The sequence below is a fragment of the Dubosiella newyorkensis genome (genome assembly GCF_001945605.1).
Taxonomy (GTDB): Bacteria; Bacillota_I; Bacilli_A; order Erysipelotrichales; family Erysipelotrichaceae; genus Dubosiella; species Dubosiella newyorkensis.
In genome coordinates, this window is the sequence record NZ_MPKA01000056.1 from 1 (window position 1) to 24012 (window position 24012).

At 41.8% G+C, this 24012-nt stretch carries 24 protein-coding genes; 13 read left to right on the forward strand and 11 right to left on the reverse strand.

Annotated elements, in window-relative coordinates:
• Window positions 1-196: 196 nt before the first annotated feature.
• Window positions 197-1153 (reverse strand): P1 family peptidase, encoded by a 957-nt coding sequence (locus BO225_RS03990; RefSeq protein WP_076340982.1) that lies wholly within the window; start codon window positions 1151-1153, stop codon window positions 197-199.
• Between the two features lie 187 nt (window positions 1154-1340).
• Here BO225_RS03990 and BO225_RS03995 point away from each other — a divergent pair, with 187 nt between their 5' ends.
• From BO225_RS03995 to BO225_RS04015, 5 genes are all read left to right on the forward strand, one after another.
• On the forward strand, window positions 1341-2960 hold the full coding sequence (locus BO225_RS03995) for a peptide ABC transporter substrate-binding protein (protein WP_076340983.1): 1620 nt from the start codon (window positions 1341-1343) through the stop codon (window positions 2958-2960).
• 72 nt (window positions 2961-3032) lie between these two features.
• Window positions 3033-3983 carry an ABC transporter permease gene (locus BO225_RS04000; protein ID WP_076340984.1) on the forward strand — a complete coding sequence of 317 codons (951 nt, stop codon included), beginning with the start codon at window positions 3033-3035 and terminating at the stop codon, window positions 3981-3983.
• Window positions 3983-5026, forward strand: coding sequence for an ABC transporter permease (locus BO225_RS04005; RefSeq protein ID WP_233120285.1), 1044 nt, complete (start codon window positions 3983-3985; stop codon window positions 5024-5026). Before BO225_RS04000 ends, BO225_RS04005 begins: the two co-directional genes overlap by 1 nt.
• Window positions 5027-5039: 13 nt before the next feature.
• Complete coding sequence (locus BO225_RS04010) at window positions 5040-6182, forward strand: ABC transporter ATP-binding protein (RefSeq protein ID WP_076340985.1); 1143 nt, start codon at window positions 5040-5042, stop codon at window positions 6180-6182.
• Window positions 6182-7099, forward strand: a complete 918-nt coding sequence (locus BO225_RS04015; protein ID WP_076340986.1) for an ABC transporter ATP-binding protein — start codon at window positions 6182-6184, stop codon at window positions 7097-7099. Before BO225_RS04010 ends, BO225_RS04015 begins: the two co-directional genes overlap by 1 nt.
• 90 nt (window positions 7100-7189) lie before the next feature.
• On the opposite strand, the gene BO225_RS04020 is transcribed toward BO225_RS04015, so the two are convergent.
• Complete coding sequence (locus tag BO225_RS04020; RefSeq protein WP_076340987.1) at window positions 7190-7498, reverse strand: single-stranded DNA-binding protein; 309 nt, start codon at window positions 7496-7498, stop codon at window positions 7190-7192.
• Between the two features lie 310 nt (window positions 7499-7808).
• On the opposite strand from BO225_RS04020, the gene BO225_RS04025 reads away from it, so the two are divergent.
• Complete coding sequence (locus BO225_RS04025; RefSeq protein ID WP_076340988.1) at window positions 7809-9233, forward strand: glycoside hydrolase family 1 protein; 1425 nt, start codon at window positions 7809-7811, stop codon at window positions 9231-9233.
• Between the two features lie 101 nt (window positions 9234-9334).
• A complete protein-coding gene (locus BO225_RS04030) occupies window positions 9335-10096 on the forward strand; it encodes a DeoR/GlpR family DNA-binding transcription regulator (RefSeq protein ID WP_076340989.1) in 762 nt (253 codons plus the stop codon).
• A 32-nt stretch (window positions 10097-10128) separates the two neighbouring features.
• Here BO225_RS04030 and rlmD read toward each other — a convergent pair whose 3' ends face one another.
• The 3 genes from rlmD to BO225_RS04045 form a co-directional block, all read right to left on the reverse strand.
• Window positions 10129-11460: a 23S rRNA (uracil(1939)-C(5))-methyltransferase RlmD gene (gene rlmD, locus BO225_RS04035; RefSeq protein WP_269843892.1), complete on the reverse strand. Its 1332-nt coding sequence runs from the start codon at window positions 11458-11460 to the stop codon at window positions 10129-10131.
• Window positions 11461-11481: 21 nt separating this feature from the next.
• Complete coding sequence (gene htpG / locus BO225_RS04040) at window positions 11482-13401, reverse strand: molecular chaperone HtpG (RefSeq protein WP_076340991.1); 1920 nt, start codon at window positions 13399-13401, stop codon at window positions 11482-11484.
• A 73-nt stretch (window positions 13402-13474) separates the two neighbouring features.
• Window positions 13475-14068, reverse strand: coding sequence for a GNAT family N-acetyltransferase (locus BO225_RS04045; protein WP_076340992.1), 594 nt, complete (start codon window positions 14066-14068; stop codon window positions 13475-13477).
• 108 nt (window positions 14069-14176) lie between these two features.
• On the opposite strand from BO225_RS04045, the gene deoC reads away from it, so the two are divergent.
• From deoC to BO225_RS04070, 5 genes are all read left to right on the forward strand, one after another.
• Window positions 14177-14869 (forward strand): deoxyribose-phosphate aldolase, encoded by a 693-nt coding sequence (gene deoC / locus BO225_RS04050; protein ID WP_076340993.1) that lies wholly within the window; start codon window positions 14177-14179, stop codon window positions 14867-14869.
• Window positions 14870-14871: 2 nt separating this feature from the next.
• On the forward strand, window positions 14872-15798 hold the full coding sequence (locus BO225_RS04055; protein WP_076340994.1) for a type I phosphomannose isomerase catalytic subunit: 927 nt from the start codon (window positions 14872-14874) through the stop codon (window positions 15796-15798).
• Window positions 15795-16667 (forward strand): SDR family oxidoreductase, encoded by an 873-nt coding sequence (locus tag BO225_RS04060; RefSeq protein ID WP_076340995.1) that lies wholly within the window; start codon window positions 15795-15797, stop codon window positions 16665-16667. Before BO225_RS04055 ends, BO225_RS04060 begins: the two co-directional genes overlap by 4 nt.
• Window positions 16664-17065, forward strand: coding sequence for a C-GCAxxG-C-C family (seleno)protein (locus BO225_RS04065; protein WP_076340996.1), 402 nt, complete (start codon window positions 16664-16666; stop codon window positions 17063-17065). Before BO225_RS04060 ends, BO225_RS04065 begins: the two co-directional genes overlap by 4 nt.
• A gap of 71 nt (window positions 17066-17136) precedes the next feature.
• Window positions 17137-18015 (forward strand): hypothetical protein, encoded by an 879-nt coding sequence (locus BO225_RS04070; protein ID WP_076340997.1) that lies wholly within the window; start codon window positions 17137-17139, stop codon window positions 18013-18015.
• Between the two features lie 46 nt (window positions 18016-18061).
• On the opposite strand, the gene BO225_RS04075 is transcribed toward BO225_RS04070, so the two are convergent.
• The 6 genes from BO225_RS04075 to BO225_RS04100 are packed head-to-tail and all read right to left on the reverse strand — an operon-like array spanning window position 18062 to window position 23629.
• Window positions 18062-19444 carry a DUF2812 domain-containing protein gene (locus tag BO225_RS04075; protein WP_076340998.1) on the reverse strand — a complete coding sequence of 461 codons (1383 nt, stop codon included), beginning with the start codon at window positions 19442-19444 and terminating at the stop codon, window positions 18062-18064.
• A 48-nt stretch (window positions 19445-19492) separates the two neighbouring features.
• On the reverse strand, window positions 19493-20737 hold the full coding sequence (locus BO225_RS04080) for an aminopeptidase (protein WP_076340999.1): 1245 nt from the start codon (window positions 20735-20737) through the stop codon (window positions 19493-19495).
• Window positions 20738-20789: 52 nt separating this feature from the next.
• Complete coding sequence (locus BO225_RS04085; protein WP_076341000.1) at window positions 20790-20972, reverse strand: FeoB-associated Cys-rich membrane protein; 183 nt, start codon at window positions 20970-20972, stop codon at window positions 20790-20792.
• Window positions 20973-20994: 22 nt separating this feature from the next.
• The gene (feoB, locus tag BO225_RS04090) at window positions 20995-23169 is read right to left on the reverse strand and encodes a ferrous iron transport protein B (RefSeq protein WP_076341001.1); all 2175 of its coding nucleotides are present in this window, start codon (window positions 23167-23169) and stop codon (window positions 20995-20997) included.
• 17 nt (window positions 23170-23186) lie between these two features.
• On the reverse strand, window positions 23187-23408 hold the full coding sequence (locus tag BO225_RS04095) for a FeoA family protein (RefSeq protein WP_076341002.1): 222 nt from the start codon (window positions 23406-23408) through the stop codon (window positions 23187-23189).
• Window positions 23405-23629 carry a FeoA family protein gene (locus tag BO225_RS04100; RefSeq protein ID WP_076341003.1) on the reverse strand — a complete coding sequence of 75 codons (225 nt, stop codon included), beginning with the start codon at window positions 23627-23629 and terminating at the stop codon, window positions 23405-23407. Before BO225_RS04100 ends, BO225_RS04095 begins: the two co-directional genes overlap by 4 nt.
• A 146-nt stretch (window positions 23630-23775) precedes the next feature.
• Here BO225_RS04100 and BO225_RS04105 point away from each other — a divergent pair, with 146 nt between their 5' ends.
• Window positions 23776-23973 carry a hypothetical protein gene (locus BO225_RS04105; protein WP_076341004.1) on the forward strand — a complete coding sequence of 66 codons (198 nt, stop codon included), beginning with the start codon at window positions 23776-23778 and terminating at the stop codon, window positions 23971-23973.
• The last annotated feature ends 39 nt before the right edge of the window (window positions 23974-24012 follow it).

Sequence of the window (24012 nt, forward strand, 5' to 3'; positions counted from 1 at the left end):
TCCCTGCCTTGAAGCTCTCTGCCTCAACGCTCACTCATATTACCATGAATGAACTGTTCTGTCAACACTTTTTTCAATATTTTTTGAATATTTTTAGAGGACAGATTGAGGAGAAACCTCAACAGCTCGTTTAGAATACCTCCATCTCCCTATAAAGTCAACTAAAAAACACACAAATTTACTTCCTTTTCTCTATTTACTTGCGAAGATCTTGATAACCTCGTAAACCATAAGCGGCTCTTGCGCTCTTGCATGCAATTACGATCGCCTGCTCCAATGCTTTGACCGCTAAAACACCAACCGCATTTAGATCTGCTTCAACAAGATTTGAAGCCATCGCAAACACCGTATCCCCGTCATTCGAAGTATGAACTGGTCGGATCGTTCGCGCCAAGGCATCTTGAGCCAACATAGCCACTTTTTTCATTTGGGCTTTCGTGAGATCAGCATTTGTGAGAATACAACCAATCGTAGTGTTTTCATGCGCTCGAGTTTCGCTCATTTGAACAAGGAGTTGTTCTGAATCCAAAAAGCTTAGCGTTTCAGGATCATATAAGCCGCTAACATGCTTCGAAGAATTTGGTTCATACACATCCCCACAAGCATTGACGGCAACCACAGCACCTACTTGTAGTTTACCGGTCTGGAAAGCACAAGAACCTATACCCGACTTCATCGAATGATCAAAACCAAGTAATTTCCCGACACTCGCTCCTGTTCCTGCTCCAAAATTTCCATGTTCGAAATTAAAATCTTGCGCGGCTATGCATGCCTCTCTTCCCATCGCTTTTGTTGGATAAGCGTTCGGATCCCCGACTCCTAAATCAAATAGCGAAGCTTGACATACGATCGGAACGATCAATTCTCCAAGCTGAAAGCCAACACCAAGTTCTTTCAAATACTCCATTACGCCGCTAGATGCTTCTAAGCCAAAGGCTGACCCCCCAGATAAGAGAACGGCATGGATCTTCTGAACCATATTTTCTGGCCTAAGCAGATCCGTTTCTCTTGTGGCTGGACCACCGCCTCTAACATCGACACCAGCACTCGCTCCCTTGGGCGCTATGATCACCGTACATCCCGTCGCCCCTTCTATATTTTGAGCATTTCCGATCTTGAATCCTTCAATTTCCTGGATTTTGATTTCCTTCATCCTATTCACCTCTATATTATTTAATTTTATAAAATGGATCTAAATGATACAAATGAAAATCTATAAAACAACCTCTTTACAATTGAAAATATTTTCAATTATAGCTTTGAAAACTGTTGCATTCGTCCAATGAATGTTGATAATATTTTTATACGTGTTCATCACATGAGCACAAGGAGGAGATTTTATGAAGAAATTCTTATCATTGGCATGCAGTTCAATGATGCTGATTTCTCTTGTGGGCTGTGGATCCGGAACAGATACTAAAAAATCTGACGGAAACTATGTCACGCTCGCAAAAGAAAATGATGTAATCTCCATGGACTCTAGATACGCGACAGATGGTATGTCTTTTGAAATGATCGCTGCTACTGTTGAAGGTTTAGAAACTATGGACAAGGATGGAAATATTGTTCCTGCACTTGCAGAATCTTATGATGTGAGCGATGATGGCTTGATCTATACGTTCCATTTAAGAGACGCGGAATGGTCTAATGGAACGCCAGTAACAGCTGCAGATTTCACTTACGCATGGAATGCGACGATCAAAAATCCAGCCGCTGAATATGCCTACTTATTCGGATCGGATGGAGCATGTATCAAAAACGCGGATGAGATCTTAGCGGGCGATACAGATTTAGATCTTGCGATCGCAGCCAAAGACGAAAAAACATTCGAAGTGACACTCGCAAAACAATGTCCATACTTCGTTAGCTTGATGTCCTTCCCAGTTTTCTATCCTGTAAATGAAGCCTATGCCACAGAGCAAGGTGACCAATATGGATTGACAGCCGACAACTTGATCGCGAACGGTCCGTATAAATTAGTGAGCTGGAGCAAAGGAAATAAACTTGTATTAGAAAAGAACGATTCGTATTGGGATGCAGAAAACGTGAAAGTCGACGGCATCAACGTCAATATCGTTCCAGAAGCAAGTACATCGGCTCTTGATTTCGAAAGCGGAAATACCGATTTCACAAAATTAAACTCTACACTTGTTGACAAATACAAAGATAACGAAGCTTATACAACTGTGCTTGAAGGATATTTATGGTATCTACAGTACAATTATGACAACAAATACCTTCAAAACGAAAACTTAAGAAAAGCGATTTCTACAGTGATCGACCGTGAAGACCTCGTAGAAAACGTATTGAAAGACGGTTCGATCGTGTGTGGAGGTTTTGTCCCTGAAGCTCTTGCGACAGGCCCTGATGGAAAAGATTATCGTGAGTCTGCTCCAGAGTATTTCAATATGCTTGCTGAAGACGGATTGAAAGCCGCACAAGAATATTGGGATAAAGCAAAACAAGAACTCGGTGTTAACGAAATCACGCTTTCTCTTCTTTATGAGCCATCAGATCCTTCGAAACCAGCCGCTGAGTTTATTCAGTCTCAGATTCAGCAATTAGACGGAATCACAGTAGAGATGGTCAGCCAAGAAAAAGAAAATCGTATCGAAAAACAAAAAGCCGGCGATTTTGATATGGTATTGACACGCTGGGGTCCAGACTACGCCGATCCTACAACATATTTGAACCTAATGTTGACTGGAAATTCGTATAACTATGGAAAATATTCCAGCAAAGAATACGACGCGAAAATGGCGGAAGCAGCGAATGCGAAATCCGATGAAGAACGTTGGCAAAAACTTCAAGAAGCTGAAGCGATCTTGATGAACGACGTTCCTGTAGTCGGCGTATTCCAAGTAGGTGGAGCAAGCCTTATCAACAAAAATGTTACAGGTATCGAAAACCATGCCGTAGGTGTTCCTTATATCTACAAAAATCTAGAAAAGAAAGAATAACCTGTATTTGAGCTGTAAGATTACCAATCTTCTTGCAGCTCATTTTTAAATCAAAAACGAAAGGAGTCAAACATGGATAAATCCACCATAAAATATATTTTAAAGCGATTATTGATTGCAGCCGCCACCTTGTTTGTAATCGTATTCGTTCTTTTCATGATCTTAAAACTAATGCCAGGAACTCCATTCAACGATGAAAAGTTGACAGAAGCTCAAAAGGCAGCCATCTACGCCGCCTACGGACTCGATAAGCCAGAACTTGAACAATTCTATATCTATATCACCAATATGCTCAAAGGCGATTTTGGAATTTCGTATGCGATCCAAAGAAATATGAGTGTTGCTGGATTAGTGGCCCCAAGAATCGGCATTTCTTTTTCTCTAGGAATTGGAGCCACGCTTATCGGAACGATCATAGGAATCCTACTAGGAATCGCTGCCGCTCTAAATCGAAATACGATATGGGATTCGATCGCCACCATCTTCGCTGTAATAGGTGTCTCGATTCCCTCCTTCGTATTTTGTTTGCTGCTTTTGATCGCTTTTGGCGTAAAATGGCCCGTACTTCCTGTTTTATACAACGCCTCCGACCCGATTCGCTCAAGCATCATTCCCATGGTCGCCTTATCTATGGGTGTGATCGCCAATGTTGCCCGTTTCACACGATCTGAAATGATCGAGGTTTTAGGAAGCGAATACATCCAGCTTGCAGAAGCAAAAGGAATCAGCTATAAACATTTGATCCTTCACCATGCGATCCGCAACTGTCTTATTCCTATGATCACTGTCTTAGGTCCGATCATCGTAGGTTTGATGACCGGAAGTATGGTCATCGAAAAGATCTGTGGGATCCCAGGATTAGGTTCTTTACTCGTAAAAGCGATCGAAGTCAGAGACTACAACGTCATATTGGCAGTCTCATTCTTATACTCTGTCATGTATATCGTCGTTATGTTAGTGATCGACATTCTATACGGAATCATTGATCCGAGAATTCGACTTGGAAAGGGGGATCGATCCTAATGGCTAAATTGATCAAAAATCAAAAAGATCTTGATGAATTCCTTCAAGATTATCATTATATGCCGCAAGATTATGAACTAATTGACATACCGACTCGTTTTGAATTCGACGAAGACGTTCCTGCCTCCTCCTTCCTTCATGATGTATGGACCCAATTCAAGTCAAATAAAGGAGCGATCGTGGGTGGTATTATCATTCTGATCTTCATCGTGATCTCTTTTGTTGCACCGATGACTTCCCATTACTCTTTTGATGCGGTTGACACAGCCCAGCAAAGTATGGCTCCACGCATTCCTGGTTTGACATGGATGAGCTGGTTCAATGGCGAAGGTGGGATCCGTCAATATACTGGCGATCTAGCCAATGTCTACCATTACTTTGGAACCGATGTGCTTGGACGCGACCTTTGGGTTCGATGCTGGGAAGGATGCCGCATCTCGTTGTTCGTAGCGGGAACAGCCGTTCTAGTCAATGTGTTTATCGGAATCTTATATGGAATGATCAGCGGTTATTTTGGCGGCTGGGTCGATTCAATCATGCAACGTTTCCAAGAAATCGTGAACTCGATTCCGACCCTCGTAATTTTGACCTTGCTTTTATTGATCATGAAACCAGGGCTTTATACGATCATCGTTGCCTTGATCTTGACAGAATGGATCGGGATGGCTCGGATCACTCGCGCTCAAGTGCTAAAGATCAAAGAATTAGAGTTCATCCTCGCCTCAAAAACTTTAGGCGCAAGCGGATTTTTCATCATCTTTAAAAACGTGCTTCCTAATATATTTGGACAAATCATAATCATGGCAATGTTTTCGATCCCCAATGCGATCTTCTATGAAGCTTTCTTAGCCATGGTGGGCCTAGGTATCCCCGCCCCACAAGCTTCTCTAGGTTCCTTGATCAACGACGGCTTTAAAACGATCCTTGTCACTCCATACCAGGTCGTTATCCCAGTTGTGATCCTTGGAATCTTGATGCTTTCCTTTAACTTGCTCGCGGATGGATTGCGTGATGCATTCGATCCAAAAATGAAAGAAATGTAGAAAGGAGCTCGAGATGACGAAAAAGAAAAAGATCTTGAAGATCCGCGATTTAGATATATCATTCAAAACTGACAACGGTGAAGTCAAAGCCGTTCGAGGCGTTGATCTCGATTTACACGAAGGCGAAACGATCGCTATCGTTGGTGAATCTGGCTCCGGAAAGTCCGTGACCACAAAAGCTGTTATGGGAATTCTAGCCTCCAATGGTGTCATTAACAAAGGCTCCATTGAATTTACCTACACCGATCTTTCCAAAGAACGGATTGCTGAGGTAACCCAAAAATACGATGGCGTGATCCCTGAAGGATACGCGAAAGAAGAAGAAATCAAAACTGTCGATATCACGCAACAATCCAAAAAGTTTATCCAATCCGAAATTCGAGGACGGAGGATCGCCATGGTCTTTCAAGATCCTATGACTTCCTTGGATCCGACGATGACAATCGGAAAACAAGTGATGGAAGCGATGCTTTTCCACTATAAGATCCCCAAAAAAGAAGCGTACGCCCGTGCTGTACAGCTTCTTGAACTCGTCGGCATCACAGATGCAGAAAAACGAATGAAAAATTATCCGCATCAACTTTCTGGAGGAATGCGACAAAGAATCGTTATCGCGATCGCGCTTTCTTGCGATCCAGAAATCTTAATCTGCGACGAGCCAACGACCGCCCTTGACGTGACGATCCAAGCCAAGATCTTGGAACTGATCAAAGATATTCAAAAAAAGAAAAACCTATCCGTGATCTATATCACGCATGATCTTGGCGTCGTTGCTAAAGTCGCTGATTTTGTCAATGTCATGTATGCAGGAAGGATCATCGAAAAAGGAAGTGTGAACGAAATCTTCTATGGTCCTAGACACCCATATACGTGGGGCCTTCTTGCTTCGCTGCCCGATGTCGACACAGCCGGCGATGAACTCTACACAATTCCAGGCACTCCTCCAAATCTATTAAAAGAAATCAAAGGGGATGCTTTCGCGCCAAGAAATCCATTCGCTTTGAAGATCGATGAAAAGATCGCACCTCCAATGTTTGAAATCACGCCAACACATCATGTCGCATCTTGGCTTGCCGCTCCGAATGCTCCAAAAGTAGAAATGCCGCAAGACTTGAAAGCACGTATAGAAAAAAATAGAAAAGAGGCGAATTGGTAATGGAACCGATCTTAGATGTTAAAAACCTAAAACAGCATTTTAAAGTCAATCGTAATTTTACAGTCAAAGCTGTTGATGGCATCGATTTCTATATAGCTCCAGGAGAAACATATGGACTCGTTGGAGAATCCGGTTCTGGAAAAAGCACAACGGGTCGTTCGATCATCCGTTTATACGATCCAACAGATGGAACGATCACTTTTTGCGGACGAACAATTTCTGGAAAACTTAGTAAAGAAGACCGGAAATTTCTTCACACCAATATGCAAATGATCTTTCAAGATCCGATGGCTTGCCTAAATCCACGCGAAAAAGTCATGGATATCGTGGCGGAAGGCCTTGATATTCACCACCTCTATTCAAGCCAGGAAGAGAGAGCAAAGAAAGTTTACGATATGCTAGAACTTGTAGGACTTTCTAAAGAACATGCCAATCGTTATCCACATCAGTTTTCAGGAGGGCAAAGACAAAGGATCGGAATCGCACGTGCCCTTGTTATGGATCCAAAATTGATCATTGCTGACGAAGCGATCTCCGCACTTGACGTATCGATCCAGGCACAAGTCGTGAACTTGATGAAAAAGATCCAAAAACAAACGAATACAGCTTTCTTATTTATCGCCCATGATCTAAGCATGGTGAAATATATTTCAGATCGCATCGGCGTCATGCATCTTGGACATCTTGTAGAAACTGGAACGACCGAAGAGATTTTTAAAAATCCGATCCATCCATATACGCGATCCCTTTTATCGGCGATCCCAGAACCTAATCCAATCATTGAAAAAGAGCGCCGCTCTTTTTCATATGATTATGAAACAAGCGGAATCGACTACACTAAAGGATCCAACCACCATGTTGGCGGTTCCCATTTTGTCCTGGCGACTGACGAAGAATTTAAAAACTGGACCGCATAAACAGGAAAAAGCACCGAGAAGGTGCTTTTTTTACATAAGAAGATATGTATTTAAGAAAAGATGAAGTTGTTTGGATGGAAAAACATTCACTTATTTTAGGTATTTGATCGATTCGGCGATAAAGGTTGGGTTATGGAAAGTCCGCCCATCTTTTTCATAGGGTCTTGTCGAAATTCTACCTTTTGCACTGATCCATGTCCCTTCGGAAGCGACATTGCATAAAGTTTCAGCAATCCCACGCCAAAGCTCAACAGGAATTAAATCAAACTCATAAACACCTTCAGAGTTCGCGAATGGACGCTGCACTTTTAAAAGGACATTTGCCACTTTGATCCCGCTCACCGTTTCTTTCAAGGTCGGTATTTCTGCTACTTGACCAACAACACAAAATAAATTCATAAAACATTGCTCCTTTTCTGAAAGAACTACTCGTTCTTTCCGAGACGTATAGTATTAAATCTTATAGAACTTATCAAAAGCGCTATTCTATGTAATTCGCAAATAAATCCTTAAATTACATAGAATTATTCCCTCTGATTTATATGATAATTATGAAATTACATAGAATAGAACGAAATGAAACTCTGTTTTAAGTTCTTTCACAAATCTAAAACAAATCTTGAAACATCGTTTTTATCGAACGAAACTCTATACTTTTTTAAAAACACATTTGCTATACTGAAAACAGATACAAGAAAAGGAGAATACTATGAAACACAAACGCTTAAAACCTTTCCCAAAAGACTTTCTTTGGGGCGCAAGCTCTTCAGCCTATCAAGTCGAAGGAGCTAGCCTAGAAGACGGTAAAGGCCCATCCTGCCAAGACGTTAAAGAAATTCCAGAAGGAACTTCCGATTTAAAAGTGTGCGCAGACCAATATCATCGTTATAAAGAAGATATTGCCCTCATGGCCGAAATGGGCTTCAAATCATACCGCTTCTCGATCGCATGGACACGCATCTTGCCGAAAGGAACTGGCGAAGTCAATCCAAAAGGAATTGAGTACTATAATAATTTGATCAATGAATGCTTAAAATATGGAATCGAACCGATCATCACGATGTTCCACTTTGATATGCCAGCCACCCTTGATGAACGCGGAAGCTGGGGTAATCCTGACTCTGTGCAATGGTTCGTAGATTTTGCACGTATTCTCTATGAAAATTACGGTGATCGAGTTAAATATTGGTTAACGATCAACGAACAAAACGTATTGACACTTTCTGGTCCAGTGATCGGAACCCTCCATCTGCCTGAAAACTGCACGAACGTTTTAAAAGAGATCTACCAACAAAACCACCATATGCTCGTTGCTCAAGCCAAAGCCATGGTACTATGCCATGAAATGCTTCCAAACGCTAAAATCGGTCCAGCGCCAAACATTTCCCTCGTTTACCCAGCCACTTGTAAGCCAGAAGATGTCATAGCCGCCCAAAACTTCAACGCGATCCGAAACTGGCTCTACTTGGACATGGCCGTATATGGAATTTACAATGCGATCGTTTGGTCTTGGCTTGAAGAAAACGACGCGACACCAACATTTGTGCCAGGCGATAAAGAAGCCATGAAAAACGCGCATCCAGATTTTATCGGATTCAATTACTACAACACCGCTACTGTAGCGGCCAGCGACTTAGACGCGGCTGAAGAAACAGCTCTAATGGGCGACCAACAATCTGGAAGAGAAATGGCTGGAATCTTTAAACAAGTCGACAATCCAAACTTACCAAAAACTGAATTTGGCTGGGAAATCGATCCAGTTGGCTTCCGCGCCACAACGCGCGAAATGTATTCTCGCTACCACTTGCCTCTTCTTGTCACTGAAAATGGCTTAGGCGCTTACGATACATTGACAGAAGATGGAAAAGTGCATGACGCCTATCGTATCCACTACTATCAAGATCACATCCGCCAGATCCAAGAAAGTATTAGCGATGGTACAGAATTTTTAGGATATAATCCATGGAGCGCGATCGATTTGATCTCTACCCACGAAGGAATGGTAAAACGCTATGGATTTATTTATGTCGACCGCGATGAATTCGACCTTAAAACACTCGACCGTTTCCGCAAAGATTCTTTCTACTGGTATAAAAAGGTAATCGCATCCAACGGCGAAGATCTAAGCGAATGATCCAATTTGCAATACAAGACGATCCATCTCTACGATGAGTCGTCTTCTTTTTTTTGATCAATCTATGTTATGATGGTCACAGAATCTTGAGGGGTATATTTATGTTTGTTGAAGAAAGACATGCACTCATCTTAGATGAGCTCAATCGAAACGGTAAAGTTAGAGTCAAAGACTTAAGCGAAAAATTTTCCGTCACGGAAGATTTGATCCGAAAAGATCTCCATACGTTAGAAGAAGCAGGTAAATTAAAACGCAAATACGGGGGGGCTATCTTGATCAAACAAAACGTCCACCGAGAAGTTGCCGCCCAGCGTAAAAACGTAAACACCGAAGCAAAACGAAAAATCGCCAATATCGCCTATTCTTTGATCCAACCAGGCACGATCATATTTTTAGATATCTCAACCACCAATATTGAACTAGCGAAGATCCTCGCACAAAACAATTTACCTGTCACCGTCGTTTCCAATATGATCGAAGTCGTGCAGATTCTTTCCCATAGCGAGATCAATGTGATCATGATTGGCGGAGAATTCGACTACGGGCGCGATGGCTTTATCGGAACAATGGCCTACAATATGGTCAAAAACTTTCGTTTCGATCAATCTTTTATCGGCGTCGTTGGAGTTGACCTTGACGAAAACGAAGTCACCACCTATATGGCAAACGAAGGAATGTTAAAAACACTCGTTCTCGAAAATTCCAAACAAACCTATATGTTGTGCGAAAACGCGAAACTTAACCAACAAGGAAACTATAAATTCGCAAAAGTCAGCGATTTTACAGGTTGTATTCTCGAAGGCTCGATCTCCCAAGAACGGAAAAAACAATTCAAAGAAGAACAAGTCAATGTCCTCTATTAAAAAAACGGATTAGATAAAACCTAGTCCGTTTTTTAGCGCTTCTTAAATTTAGTTTTTTTCGAAAATTTCGATGATTTGAAATTGGAACGCGTCTTAGGAACGGTATGTTTGTTCTTGAACGGCGTTTGATTGCTGCGCATCTTTCTTTTCGTCAATAGAGCCACCGTTTCGATATGCTCTGTATAAGGGAACATATCAACAGGATGGATCTCATCGGTATAGTATCCAAAACGCTTGAAGACGATCAAATCACGAGCTTGGGTCTTCGGATCGCAAGAAATGTACAAGATCCGATTCGGCTGTAAGAAGCAAGCCGACTCGATAAACGCCTTCGTCGTTCCCGCGCGAGGTGGATCTAAAATGATCGCCTCATACTTTTGATGAAATTTACGGGCTTCTCTCATAAACATCGTAGAATCCATCGCTACAAACCGAATGTTCTTGATCCCATTTTGCTTCGCGTTCAAACGAGCATTTTGAATCGCTTCCTCATTCAGTTCCACGCCTGTTACTTCTCGACACGAGCTAGCTAGCGTGAGCCCGATCGTTCCTACTCCGCAATACGTATCGAGCACTTTATCTTGCGCCCTTAAATTCAGCAGCTTCTTTCCTAGTTCATATAATTCCTCGCATTGCTCTGAATGAATCTGATAAAAAGAGTTCGCCGTAAAGGAAATCTTCAACCCACATAAAATATCCGTGATCATTCCTTTTCCATAGAGCACGATCGATTCATTTTGGATCACGACACTCGTGTTCCGCGTATTGATATTTTGAACGATCGTCACGATTTGAGGAAATTTTTCAACAAGCGCATTCACCAGATTTCTGCGAGAAGGAAATTGAACTTTCGAAGTCACAAAAACAACCATGACTTGATTGGTCGAATGAGCATAACGAATCATCACATGTCTTAAAAGACCTGTCCCCGTCTTTTCGTTATACAACTCGATCTTCATCGAATCCACCAAATGCGTGATCTCATCGATGATCTCATTCACAAGCTTTGGCTGCATAAGACAGCCGCTTGTATTGATGACTCGATGTGAATGAGCGGCATACAGACCCGAATACACTTTTTTTTCTTTGTTCTTGGCAAAGCCTACAATCACTTTATTTCGATAATACAAATCGTTTTTTGCCATAAGCACTGGCGCCACTTTTACTTGCAAGCCAGCCCTTTCCATGATGTTTTCAACATATTCTTGCTTTTGTTTGGCTTGCAACGCTTTCGAGCACTTCAAGTTGCTGCAGCCACCACAAAGCTTTTCTACTTTACATTTCATTTTATACTCCTCGATCTTTCTTCTAGTGTAGCATTTAATCCGAATGACTACACGTACAACGAAAAAAGAACGATTCAACCCGAATCGTTCTTTGTCAGATCAATCGCTTAATAACGTACAAACCAAACGAGAATACTCGATCGGATCTTGGATCGGGAAGCCTTCGATCAATAAAGCTTGATCATATAAAACTTTCGTGATCTCCTTTGCTTTTTCTGGATCCGATTCATAAGAATTTTGCAGCTTCGCAAAAATCCCGTTGTTCGGATTGATCTCTAATATCCGTGTCGCTTTCATCGGTGGCATTCCTGCATTTCCATTTTGAGCCGACAAGGCAGCATAGACTTTTTCCATTTCAAAAGACATGCCATTGCCTGCGACCAATGTCACTGGATCATCCACAAGACGAGAAGATAAACGCACGTCTTCAACCTCGCCCTTCAGTGTCTCTTTCATAAAATCAAGCAAAGATTGATTGGATTGCGTCTTTTCTTCAAGCTCCTTCTTCTCTTCTTCGCTATCAAGATCTAGATCGCCTTGAGAAGCGTTTTGGAATGAATGTTCACGATACTCCATTAATGTCTGTACGACAAATTCATCCACTTCCGCATTGAAAAGAAGCACTTCAAAGCCTTTTGACTCCAACTTTTTAACGATTGGAAGTTTCTCCATCAACTCTAGAGAAGAACCCGTGACATAATAGATCGGCTTTTGATCTTCCTTCATTCGATCCACATATTCAGAAAGTGTAGTCAGCTGTCCATCTTTCGTGCTGTTGAACAAAAGCAAATTCTCTAATTTATCCTTATCTTGCCCAAAATTGTTATAAACACCAAATTTCAGATCAAGACCAAAGTTCTTCCAGAACGTCTCATATTCTTTACGATCTTTGACAAGCATGCTCGATAATTCGTTGAGCACTTTCTTTTCGATCCGATTTCGAATGATCCTTAATTGATGATTTTGCTGAAGCATTTCACGCGAAATATTCAAAGATAGATCTTGCGAATCTACCAAGCCCTTGACGAATCGCAAATAATCGGGCAAAAGCTCTTCGCAATGATCCATAATGAACACGCCCCGAGAATACAATTGTAGACCTGGTTTATAATCTTGCGAGTAAAATCCCGTTGGAACATGACTAGGAATATAAAGAAGCGCTGTAAAACTGACATTTCCCTCAACATTGAAGAAGATCGTCTTCATTGGATCTGAATAATCGTAAAAGTGTTCTTTATAGAATTGATCGAACTCTTCTTTCGTAATCTCCGATTTTGGACGCTTCCATAATGGAACCATAGAATTGAGCGTCTTGTTTTCTTTAACCGTTTCATATTCAGGAACTTCTTGATCCTTTGTGCTCTCGATCATCCGTTCCACTTCCACATCCATCTTGATCGGATAGCGGATAAAATCTGAATACTTTTTGACGAGATCGCTAATTTGATTCGAGTCTAGATATTGCGAATAGCGCTCCGTATCGTCATCTTCTTTCAAGCTCAAGATAACTGTCGTACCATGCCCTTCTTTGATCGCTGGCTCGATCGTATATCCATTCGCGCCATCGCTTACCCATTCATAAGCTTCATCGCTTCCTGCTTTTTTCGAAATCACTTTGACTTCTTTCGCAACCATGAATGCCGCATAGAAACCAACACCAAATTGGCCAATGATATCGACATCGCTCTCGCCTTTTTCTTTTTTCGCCAATTCCTCTTTAAAAGCTAAAGAACCACTTTTTGCGATCGTTCCTAAATTTTCTTCTAGCTCTTCTTTATCCATACCGATCCCATCGTCTTGGATCGTCAGCAGCCGATTTTCAACATCCAATTGAATATTGATCGCAAGATCTCCTGGATCTTGATGATTTTGCAACGCATAATAATAATATTTATCGATAGCGTCGGACGCGTTTGAAATCAGTTCTCGCAAGAAGATCTCTTTATGCGTATAGATCGAATTGATCATAAGATCGAGCAGACGTTTCGACTCTGCCTTGAATTCCTTTTTTTCAGCCATACTTTCACTCCTTTTAGCACTCTTTTAGTAAGTATGCTAATATGGTACACCCGAACGCGTACACTGTCAAAAATTATGCTGAATAGCTTTTTTCTTTTAAGATCTCGGTGACAAATTCCCAATCCGCCTCGCTTTCCTCTTTTGTATGCTCTTTATACGCGCCAAGATATGGCGTAAAACCAAGACGAGAATACATAAAGATCGCTGCATAAGATTGAGATTGCGTTGCCAAGTACAATGGATAGCGGCTTGGGATCGAATCATAATGCACGCAAAGCTTTGAAAGCATGGCCCGCGCGATTCCTTGATGCTGGGCTTGTTCCAAAACAGCGACATAGTGGACACGTAGTCGTTCTTCCTCAAAATGATGTCCTGGCCATAAGCCTGCGGATGCGACCAACGTTCTTTCTTCATCGACTACAAATAAAAAGTTATCTTCAAAAAATGCGCGGTCCTCTTCCAAAAACCGAGAAAGACACCATTTTGCCTCCTCTAGCGAATCAAACAAATTGCATGCGGTTTGTAATTGGCACCAAGGCTCAAACAAGGCATCCTCATAGGGAATATAAGAATACCCCTTTTTAAGAGGGATTTCTTTTTCTACTCTTCTTTTTGGGATAACCATCAATACATTTCGATACGGTATATCACGATCTAACACACTCATAGTGACTCCTCCTTGGATATTAGTATAACATAATTAAGTAAATATTTTTTCAATTTGTTATATCAATATGATTTTGTATATGATATACTACTACCGGAGGGAAGAACAATGAATCTGATTCAATTACCTAAAACTGAAAAAGAACTTGCAAAATATTTTGACCACACTTGTTTGAAAGCCTATGCGACAAACAAAGACTTAGAAAAACTGTGTGAACAAGCCAAAACGATCGACTGTGCGATGGTCGCCATCAATACCGTATGGACCAAACCATGCAAAGAATGGCTGAAAGACACCGATGTCCATGTAGGCGCTGCGATTTCCTTTCCTTTAGGCCAATCCGGCTTAGAAAGCAAGCTTTATGAATGCGAGCAAGCCATCAAAGATGGCAGCGACGAAATCGACTACGTGATCCATATTGGAAAAGCGAAGATGCATGATTGGGAATATATCGAAAATGAAATGCGTCAAATGGTCGAACTCTGTCATAAATACAACGTCCCATGTAAAGTGATTTTCGAAAACTGCTATTTAGATAAAGAAGAAATCAAGAAACTATCTGAGATTGCCAAACAAGTACGCCCTGACTTCATTAAAACAAGCACTGGATTTGGAGAAAGCGGAGCGAAAGTAGAAGACGTCAAGCTCATGAAAGAAACAGTGGGAGACGATGTCAAAGTCAAGGCAGCCGGAGGGATCCGCGATTGGGAAACTTGCAAACAAATGATCCTTGCTGGCGCAAGCCGGATCGGAACAAGTTCGTCATTAAAGATCTTAGAAGAATTCAAAAAGGAGGCATAAGAATGAAACCTCTAGTGTTAGAGCCGATCCCAGATTATACGATTTGGGGCGGCGATACGATTTCCACCTTCAGAAACGCGGACAAAAACTATGGTACATGGTGGGAAGTGAGCGCCCATCCATATTGCACGAACAAGATCAAAGGAGAAGAAAAAACACTTCAGCAATATATCGATGAAGATCCTGAAAAAATGCTTGGAAAAGGTCTTGATCTCCACGAAATGCTCCGCGTCGCTTTTTTAGACGCTAAAGACCAGCTTAGCATTCAAGTCCATCCATACGATACCTACGCACAAGAGCACAACCATGATTATGGAAAAGACGAAAGCTGGTATATCATTCAAGCAAAACCCGGCGCCAAACTTGTCGCTGGCACAAAAACAAAGGATCCTGATCAGATCAAAAAGGCTCTCGAAGAACAAACGATCGAAGACCTTCTCAATTATGTAGAAGTCAAACAAGGCGATTACATCGATATTCCTTGCGGAATGCTCCACGCACTTGGCAGTGGTATCGTCGCCTTGGAAGTCGGAACAAATTCAAATACAACGTATCGTTTTTATGACTATCATCGAAAAGATAGTCAAGGAAAAGAAAGACCACTTCATCTCAAGGAATCGTTTGATGTCGCGGATTTCTCAAAAAAGCCAACATTTGTTCCAGCAAAGAAGGAAACTAGAAGAATTGGAGACACGACAAACTATACAGTGGATGAAGTTTTCGTGAAGGAAACACCATTGAAGCTAGAAACCAACGGCCGCTATTTCTTGATTTCTAATCTGGGGGAAGAGACGATCCTCTATACAGACGGAAATGAGACAAGACTTGGAAAATGGGAATCCGCATTTATTCCTGCCGCCCTTTCTTGTGTTACAATAAATAAAAATGCTCACGTTCTTGTGAGCCGCACGAAAGGTAACAAAAAATGAAAACAATTTTAATCACAGGAGCCAATGGATATCTCGCTTCTTATATTTATCTTTTGAACAAAGACAAATTTCATTGGATCCGTATGACCCGAAAGGACGCTGATCTAAGCGATCCTGAAAGCGTAAAAAAATTTGTTGAATCCCAAGATTTTGATATTTGCTTCCATACGGCAGCTAATGCGACAACAGCTGTGTGTGAAGAAAATCCTGAACTCGCCCAAAAGATCAATGTTGAATCGACAAAAGCGATCGTAGATGTATGTAAAGAAAAAAACGCGAAATTGATCTTCTGCTCAACAGAACAAGTTTTTAACGGCAAAGAAAACCACGGTCCTTTTTCCGAAGAGGAACAACCAAAAAGTGTGACTGTATATGGAAAAAACAAGATCGAGTGTGAAAACTATATTTTAAACACGCTGGATGACGCGGTGATCTTGCGCTATTCATGGATGATGGGCCTCTCCTTTCCTGGAATCAAGGCTTCGCCAAACCTTGTCGCCAATGTGATGAACGCGATTTTGCGCCAAACACCAACCTTGTTTACTGTCAACGAAAAACGATGCCTCACCTACGCTCGTCATTTGGCGGAGCAGTTCGCTTTGATTTGCGAACTGCCTGGCGGCATCTATCACGTAGCAAGCCAAAACGATCGTTCAACCTACGAGAGTGCTCGTTTTATTGCTGAAACGATCGGCGCAAGCGCAGATGAAATCGAATCCTATATCGTGCCAAATTATGATCGTTATGCCGATCGGTTCCGCGACTATCGATTGAATGCGGATAAATTGAGCCAATACGGTATCGTGTTCGGCACATTTGAAGAAGATGTGTTGCAGATCCTCACTGATTTTAATTGGAGAAAAAAATGACCTTAAGCGAATTAGCCGTACAAGAATATACAAACGGTTTCAACTGTTCCGAATCGATCATCCGCGCTTCCAACGACTATTATGATTTAAATCTCCATGAAGAAGACATGAAAATGATGGCTGGTTTTGGTAGCGGGATGTATACAGGACTGACGTGTGGTGCTTTGAGCGCGAGCATCGCCGCTCTTTCTAAGAAGATCATCGAAACAAAAGCGCATGATCAATTGGATGAGATCCGTCCTTTGTCACAGAAAGTCGTGGCCAGCTTCAACAAAAAATTAGGCCATACCCAATGCGCCCAAATCAAGCCAAAACATTATACGAAAGAACATAAATGCAAAGAAACAGTGCGTCTAGCGGCTCAATCTTTGGAAGAGGTTCTTTCCCAAGAACTCTAAGCGGAATCTTTCCGCTTTTTGTTTGCAGAAAAAACGGGCTGTGCTATACTGACGTTTAACGAGGTAAAAAAATGAAAATCGCATATTGTATCCATTATTTAGGAAAATCCTTCGATGAGCTTTCGGAAAATGTTGATCAGCTCATCGACCAAGGAGACGATGTATTTGTAATGATCAACGACGACGATTTAAGAGATCAAATGGTGATCACGTACGCGGATGAACCAGCCTTACATGTCTCCCAGATCCAGCAACAAGCACTTCATGGCGACCTCTCGCTGCCAAGAGGGCAGATCGTGCAGCTAAGAAATGCTTTGGATGCTCAGATCAATGAAAAAAAATCGTATGACCGTTTTATTCTTCTGACCGATGGTATGCTTCCTCTTAAATCTAAAGAAGAAATCGTACGCTACCTAGACCAATATCCAGATCAAGATATTTACTATATCAAGGCGACATCGCAAGAAGATCCTTCCTTAAAAAAGCGCTTTGAAAACTATGCCTTTTTCACCAATACGCTAAGCTTTCAAAAAAGCAAAATGGTCAAAGGCATGAATACGATTACCTCAAAGCTCGTTCATAATTTTAAGAAAAGGGAAATCGAAGATACGCTCGTCCTTTCATATCCATGGTTCATCTTGACAGAAAAGAGCGCTCGAGCTTTAGGGGATGCATTCCCGTATTGTTCGAATACGTTTAAAATGTGCCTCTATCCGGAAGAATTGGCGATCGCGACGATGCTGCGTAAGTTTTCCGATGTCAAGCATCATAACGAATCCGTTTGGGTCGTTGGAAAAAATGGCGAATATCAATTTCAAGAACCGATCGAACCGCTTAGCGAAGAAGCTTTGCGTTCCCATCCAAAGGCTTTGTTTGGGGCCACGATCCATCCAGAAACGAACCTTTCGATCTATCAAGATTATTTTGATGCATATTCCATCAACCAATGATTCGACTTAAAAATATAAAAGATCGCTGTTTTGAACAGCGATCTTTTTAGTCGTCCTCTTCTTCTTTTTTACGACGCTTCATCGGCTTTTTTTGATCTTGCTTTTCGAGCGTGTCCCAATCCGATTCTAATTGGGATTCGCTTTCGCTTGTATCAAAATAAGAGCCCTGCAAAGCGTTGAGTTGTTTTTCTTTGATGCGCAGCCGCGCCTGTAATAGCCGCGCTCGTTTTTTTGCGCTTCTCAACATTCTGCCATATTCGCAAAAAGCGATAAAAGCGATCAAAAACAAGACACCACATACGATCAGTCCCCAAAGATAGCCTTGAAATTCATATTGCAAAAAAGCTGTCACGATACAGCAAGCCATGCAGATAAAGATCAAGAACATCGTAGAGCGGCAAGAGTTCGCGTATTTGCGGAAAAACCGATACTTTTCTTCTTCATTATCGATTTCTTTTTTATACTCTCCTTCATTTTGTAGATTTCTAAAAATGAACCAGCCCGCTTCATTTTTTTTCTTTGCTGGCGCTTTCGCGATCAATTTCCAGCCTTCATTTTCCCATTTTCGCCATTCATCGGCAGAAGGTTCTTCTTTGAAGTAGTTGATCGAATAATAATATGGCTTTGGCTCTCCATGGACAAAATAATACTTTTTTCCGACATGGCGCACAAAATGGTAGCCTTCCTCGGATTGTTCGTTCAAATACTCTTCGATCAAAGGATATTGAGAAAGCAAAAATCGTTTTCGATCTTCATAGAGATCTTGTTCTTCTTCATCATAGAACTCATTCTCATATTCATCTTCCTCATCATCTTCTTCGTCGTCTTCGTCCTCTTCATCCTCTAGATCATCAGACTCGAGATATTCCCGTTCAACTTGATCGATACGGATCGTATCATTCTCATCTGTTTCATATTCCGCCTGCTCTTGATCTTCTTGTTCGCTTTCATCGATCTCTTCGACTTCTTTTTCAAAAACAGGATCTTCTTCAGGCTCATTGCGAGCTTCTTCGATTTGCTCTTCCACTGCTTGCTTCTTTTCAACATCCGCTTCGTTTTCATCACTTGGCGTGATGAGCTCCGCTTCAAGCACTTCTTCTTGCGGCACCCATTCTATGTCTTGCATACGGGTAGATTCCACTTTTTTTTCCACTGGCTTGATCCGGATCTCTTCTTGGATCACATCTTTTGTTTCATATGTATTCGTCTTCACCTTTACGTTGGCTTTGCGGCTCGCGCGCTTTCCAAAGATCTTCCGTTTTGGAGCTGACGTACGGTGTTCTTCATCGATCTCAAAGATGCTTGCTGCATCAAAATCACGCAATTCAGGTTCGCTAAATTGAATGGATGAAATTCTATCTTGCTGGTTCAGTTCTTCCAGTTCGTCTAAGGCACGACTTCTTTTTAAAGGTTTTTTTTCATCTGCCATTTAGATCACTCCATTTCTTTCTAACCTATTTTACGTGCATTCCTAAGGTTAGTCAATCCGAGAAACCCAGCAGCCATCTTGAAAGATCGGTACTTCCTTCCCGTCTAGGCATCGTGCAATGATCGATAGATCATCGCTGCCAATCATAAAATCAACATGTGTGCTAGAGACATTCAAACCAGCTTGCTCTTGGGCTTCTTCATCCATTTCCAAGCCGTTCTCAACACACTCCAAGTACGCTTTTCCCAGCGCAAAATGACAGGAAGCGTTCTCATCGAAGAGCGTATTATAAAAGAGCCTTCGCATCTTCGCGATCGGTGAATCGGCAGGAACCAAAGCCACTTCCCCTAAATATTTGGCTCCTTCATCCGTTTCTAGAATACTCTCCAAAACATCTTTGCCCACTTTCGCGTCATAGTCTACGACTTTTCCGTCTTTGAACTCAAACCAAAAATCTTCGATTCGATTTCCTTGATAGACAAGAGGCAAAGTCGCCACAAGTCTTCCATTCACTCCATACTTGAACGGTGCCGAAAATATTTCTTCCGTAGGAATATTGGGCGAATAGGAAGGGGTCCCCTCGACTTGTAATTTAGAATCTCCACCAACGAACCGATAGTTTTCAGGAAGCCGGACTTCTAAATCAGTTCCGGCTTTATTTTTATACCACAAAGATTGGATAGAAAGTCCATTCAGCCAATTGAGATGGTCTTGAAAAGCATCTAGATGGTTTTGCCAATTTTCCAGCGTATATTCTTCATCGACCCTGCACGCTTGAAAGATCGAATCCCATAACGCGTCGATTGCTTCTTCTTTAGAAAGAGTGGGAAAGACTTTTTGTGCCCAAGAAGCTGTTGGGGCGGCCGCGATACACCAAGACACCTTCATTTGGTCTATTTGTTTACGATACTCCTTGCTTGCCCTATTGAAGCTTTTCCGATACATCGTGATACGCTTTGGATCGGCATCACGCATCAAATCTGGATCATTGCCTGTAAGCGTTAAATAACAGGCTCCCGCTTGCGCGGTTTCGTCATAAAATAAACTCTCGCTCAAAAGAACGTTTTCGAAACATGAAGGATCGGCATATAATAAATGATCGTGCTCGATCTGCTCGTCTTGATACTTTACGATCACATCCTTCGCTCCTTTTTTATACGCTTCTTTCGAAATAAGACGGACAAGCGGATACGCTTCTAGATTGGCGCGTACGACCACAAGCTGTCCATTGTGTACATTCAGCCCTTTTTCTATGATCAATTTCGCATACTGTTTCAATTTTTTTTCGTTCATTTTTATTCCTCTTTTTTCTTCTTTTTAGTATAACGCAAAAAAGCCGAGACATTCATCTCGACTTTTTTTCTTGGTGGATATCGTCTCTGATCGCATCCCAATCAATGTGGGAACAACTCGATCCACAGCTTGAACAATCTCCATGACAAGATGATCTAGGCTTTTTTAATACGCGGATGATCAAGATCACGACTATACTTAAAATGATCATAACAATCACATCGGCAATATTCATTTTCGATATCCTCCCTTCACGCTCAAGAGCGTACTTTATTCAATGAAAAGTCTTTCACAGAAATGTTGGACTTGTCTTCTGAATATCCTTTTCTAAACAGAAGATATAGAATACCTACCAACAAAACAAGCGCGACAACCGTAAAGAAGTTGAACGGAACTTCATGAAGTAAAAGACCTCCAAGTTGATAGACGATCAAAGAGATCGAATACGCAAACACACACATATAACCGATTGAGATCCATGTCCATTTCGCGTTGTTCATCTCTCTTTTGATCGCTCCCATCGCCGCGAAGCATGGCGCGCACAATAAATTGAACAACATGAAACTATAGGCTGTGATTGCAGAAAAATCAGCAGCGACCAAAGTCCAAATCTCATTGCCCGCTTCTGAAAGTTCGCCTCCAAAATTATAAAGTACGCCAAATGTATTCACGACTTCTTCTTTGGCGATCAATCCTGTAAACGTGGCAACAGTCGCCTTCCAGGCCATATCGCCAACCCATCCAAGCGGATAGAAGATCCATGCAAGAGATCGTCCAAGAAGCGCAAGTAAAGAGTTGTTGTTGTCGTCCACGAACGCAAAAGCCCCGTTCACAAATCCAAAGGACTGCAGGAACCATAAAACGATCGAAGATAATAAGATCAAAGTTCCAGCGCGTTTAATAAAAGAGAATCCTCTTTCCCAAGTGGAATGAAGCACATTGGAAAGAGAAGGAAAATGATAAGCTGGAAGTTCCATCACGAAAGGTGCTGGTTCGCCCGCAAATGCTTTGAATTTTTTAAGCATGATGCCAGATACCACCACAGCCGCGATCCCGATCACGAATGCGGAAGTAGCGACGAGCGAGCTGTTTCCAAAGATTGCCCCCGCAAATAAACCAATGATTGGCATTTTTGCTCCGCATGGAATAAAGCCTGTGGTCATGATCGTCAGCTTGCGATCTCGATCTTGTTCGATCGTTCGGCTCGCCATGATTCCTGGAACACCACATCCTGTTGCCACCAAAAGAGGAATGAAGCTTTTCCCCGATAAACCAAACTTTCTAAAAAGTCTATCCATAATAAAGGCGACTCTGGCCATATAACCGCAATCTTCTAAAATCGATAAGAATACGAACAAGACTAAGATCTGAGGGACAAAGCCCAATGTCGCGCCTACACCAGCAACGATACCATCTTTCAACAAAGAAGCTAAAATCGGATTGATATGAAAATATTGGATCACAGAACCCATCATTCCCGGTATCGTTTCTCCAAATAAAACATCGTTGGCCCAATCCGTGCCGATCGTACCAATCGAAAATGGGGTTGAACCCATCGCGATCGTATAGATCCCATACATGATCAGCACGAAGATCGGAAGGGCCAAGAATCGATTTGTTACGATCGAGTCGATGCGGTCGGAAACGCTCATCGCATGCTTCGTCCTTTTCCTTTTTACGCAATCTTGAATCAGTTTTTCGATAAAATCATAGCGTTGAGCAGTCAAGATGCTTTCAATATCGTCGTCAAACTCATTTTCGATCGCTTCGCGAAGCTTGGTTATTTTTTGTTGATCAGTCTTGGATAAAGAAAGCTCTTCAAGAATGCGAGAATCGTTTTCGAGCACTTTTAACGCATACCATCTTGTTTGCTTAGTTTCAGGCAGCAGACGTTGAATGGAACCAATCGCATCTTCGATCGATCTCGAAAACAAAAATGGCTTCTGCTCTTTTTTAGCGCTCTCGTTTTTCACTTGCTTCATCAAGGATTCCAAACCTTGTTTTTTTAAAGCAGAAACTTCTACGACTGGTGCGTTAAGCCAGCGCGCCAGCTTTTTGAGATCGATTTTATCTTCCACGATATCCATCATGTTCAAGCCCACGACGACTGGAATGTCCAGCTCAAGAAGCTGCGTCGTTAAATAGAGATTTCGCTCAAGATTGCTCGTATCCACTACATCTAAAATCACATCAGGATGTTCTTGGACTAGATAGCTTCGAGCTACGACTTCTTCTAAAGAATAAGGCGAGAGCGAATAGATGCCCGGAAGATCTTGGATCAAGATCGAAGGATCGTTTTTGTAAGTTCCTTCTTTTTTTTCGACAGTTACCCCTGGCCAGTTCCCTACTCTTTGTTTAGAGCCGGTCAAGGCGTTGAATAGAGTTGTTTTTCCGCAATTTGGATTTCCTGTTAAAGCTGCTTTGATTTCCATATTCTCTCCTCGTTTTTTTACTCTACTTCGATCTTGGACGCGTCTTCTTTTCGAATCGAAAGCTCATATCCGCGAATATTGAGTTCCATCGGATCTCCTAGAGGCGCGATCTTACGAACGAACACTTCTGTGCCTTTAGTAACGCCCATGTCCATGATGCGGCGTTTTATGGCGCCTGTTCCGTGGAGCTTTTTGACGATGATCGTATCGTTTGGTTTACATGTATCCAGTGTTTTCATTGAATCTCCTTTCCGACCATGATTCTTTGCGCAAGCGTTGCATCTAAAGCGATTCGGATCCCTTTGATTTCAACGATCAAATTTTTCTGAATCGCATTTTTGATCACGATCGATTCTCCTTCTACGATGCCAAGATTTCTTAAATGGGTTCGCATCGAATCTTTTCCTGTGATCTTCTCGATCGGATATACTACATCCACTTTGCAAAATGATAAAGGCATTTATCCCGATTCCTCCTTTATGTTAGAGTATACTAACTTCAAAGTTAGTATACTCTAACATAAAGTTATATTCAACTAACTTTTCGCCAAGCACTCGCAATTCTTTTTTAAACAAGATATGATAGGATGAAGCCAAGAGATAGATTATGAAAACGATACGCAATGGATGCGCGATGCTGGGCCTTATTGGAATGATGATCATTCTGGTCCACCGCCTATACACACCTCTGCCTGAAGAAGTGATGAAGATCACTTCCTTGATTTTATCCATTTGTCTTTCGATGGTTCTATTTTGCTCATTCACTTTATGGAATGAGAAACGCCGTCAAAAAAGGCACTTGTAGTCCAAGCAACGATCCGGCTATTTCCCTCCTCCTACGTTA

Bases quoted from the DNA above. Each gene is read 5' to 3' on its own strand.
- BO225_RS04100 (WP_076341003.1), bottom strand. From the start codon at position 23,629: ATGCCTTTATCATTTTGCAAAGTGGATGTAGTATATCCGATCGAGAAG.
- htpG (WP_076340991.1), bottom strand. From the start codon at position 13,401: ATGGCTGAAAAAAAGGAATTCAAGGCAGAGTCGAAACGTCTGCTCGAT.
- BO225_RS04045 (WP_076340992.1), bottom strand. From the start codon at position 14,068: ATGAGTGTGTTAGATCGTGATATACCGTATCGAAATGTATTGATGGTT.
- BO225_RS04000 (WP_076340984.1), top strand. From the start codon at position 3,033: ATGGATAAATCCACCATAAAATATATTTTAAAGCGATTATTGATTGCA.
- BO225_RS04025 (WP_076340988.1), top strand. From the start codon at position 7,809: ATGAAACACAAACGCTTAAAACCTTTCCCAAAAGACTTTCTTTGGGGC.
- BO225_RS04095 (WP_076341002.1), bottom strand. From the start codon at position 23,408: ATGAAAACACTGGATACATGTAAACCAAACGATACGATCATCGTCAAA.
- BO225_RS04010 (WP_076340985.1), top strand. From the start codon at position 5,040: ATGACGAAAAAGAAAAAGATCTTGAAGATCCGCGATTTAGATATATCA.
- BO225_RS03995 (WP_076340983.1), top strand. From the start codon at position 1,341: ATGAAGAAATTCTTATCATTGGCATGCAGTTCAATGATGCTGATTTCT.
- feoB (WP_076341001.1), bottom strand. From the start codon at position 23,169: ATGGAAATCAAAGCAGCTTTAACAGGAAATCCAAATTGCGGAAAAACA.
- BO225_RS04030 (WP_076340989.1), top strand. From the start codon at position 9,335: ATGTTTGTTGAAGAAAGACATGCACTCATCTTAGATGAGCTCAATCGA.
- BO225_RS04065 (WP_076340996.1), top strand. From the start codon at position 16,664: ATGACCTTAAGCGAATTAGCCGTACAAGAATATACAAACGGTTTCAAC.
- BO225_RS04080 (WP_076340999.1), bottom strand. From the start codon at position 20,737: ATGAACGAAAAAAAATTGAAACAGTATGCGAAATTGATCATAGAAAAA.
- BO225_RS03990 (WP_076340982.1), bottom strand. From the start codon at position 1,153: ATGAAGGAAATCAAAATCCAGGAAATTGAAGGATTCAAGATCGGAAAT.
- deoC (WP_076340993.1), top strand. From the start codon at position 14,177: ATGAATCTGATTCAATTACCTAAAACTGAAAAAGAACTTGCAAAATAT.
- BO225_RS04060 (WP_076340995.1), top strand. From the start codon at position 15,795: ATGAAAACAATTTTAATCACAGGAGCCAATGGATATCTCGCTTCTTAT.
- BO225_RS04075 (WP_076340998.1), bottom strand. From the start codon at position 19,444: ATGGCAGATGAAAAAAAACCTTTAAAAAGAAGTCGTGCCTTAGACGAA.
- BO225_RS04005 (WP_233120285.1), top strand. From the start codon at position 3,983: ATGGCTAAATTGATCAAAAATCAAAAAGATCTTGATGAATTCCTTCAA.
- BO225_RS04020 (WP_076340987.1), bottom strand. From the start codon at position 7,498: ATGAATTTATTTTGTGTTGTTGGTCAAGTAGCAGAAATACCGACCTTG.
- BO225_RS04070 (WP_076340997.1), top strand. From the start codon at position 17,137: ATGAAAATCGCATATTGTATCCATTATTTAGGAAAATCCTTCGATGAG.
- BO225_RS04085 (WP_076341000.1), bottom strand. From the start codon at position 20,972: ATGAATATTGCCGATGTGATTGTTATGATCATTTTAAGTATAGTCGTG.
- BO225_RS04105 (WP_076341004.1), top strand. From the start codon at position 23,776: ATGAAAACGATACGCAATGGATGCGCGATGCTGGGCCTTATTGGAATG.
- BO225_RS04055 (WP_076340994.1), top strand. From the start codon at position 14,872: ATGAAACCTCTAGTGTTAGAGCCGATCCCAGATTATACGATTTGGGGC.
- BO225_RS04015 (WP_076340986.1), top strand. From the start codon at position 6,182: ATGGAACCGATCTTAGATGTTAAAAACCTAAAACAGCATTTTAAAGTC.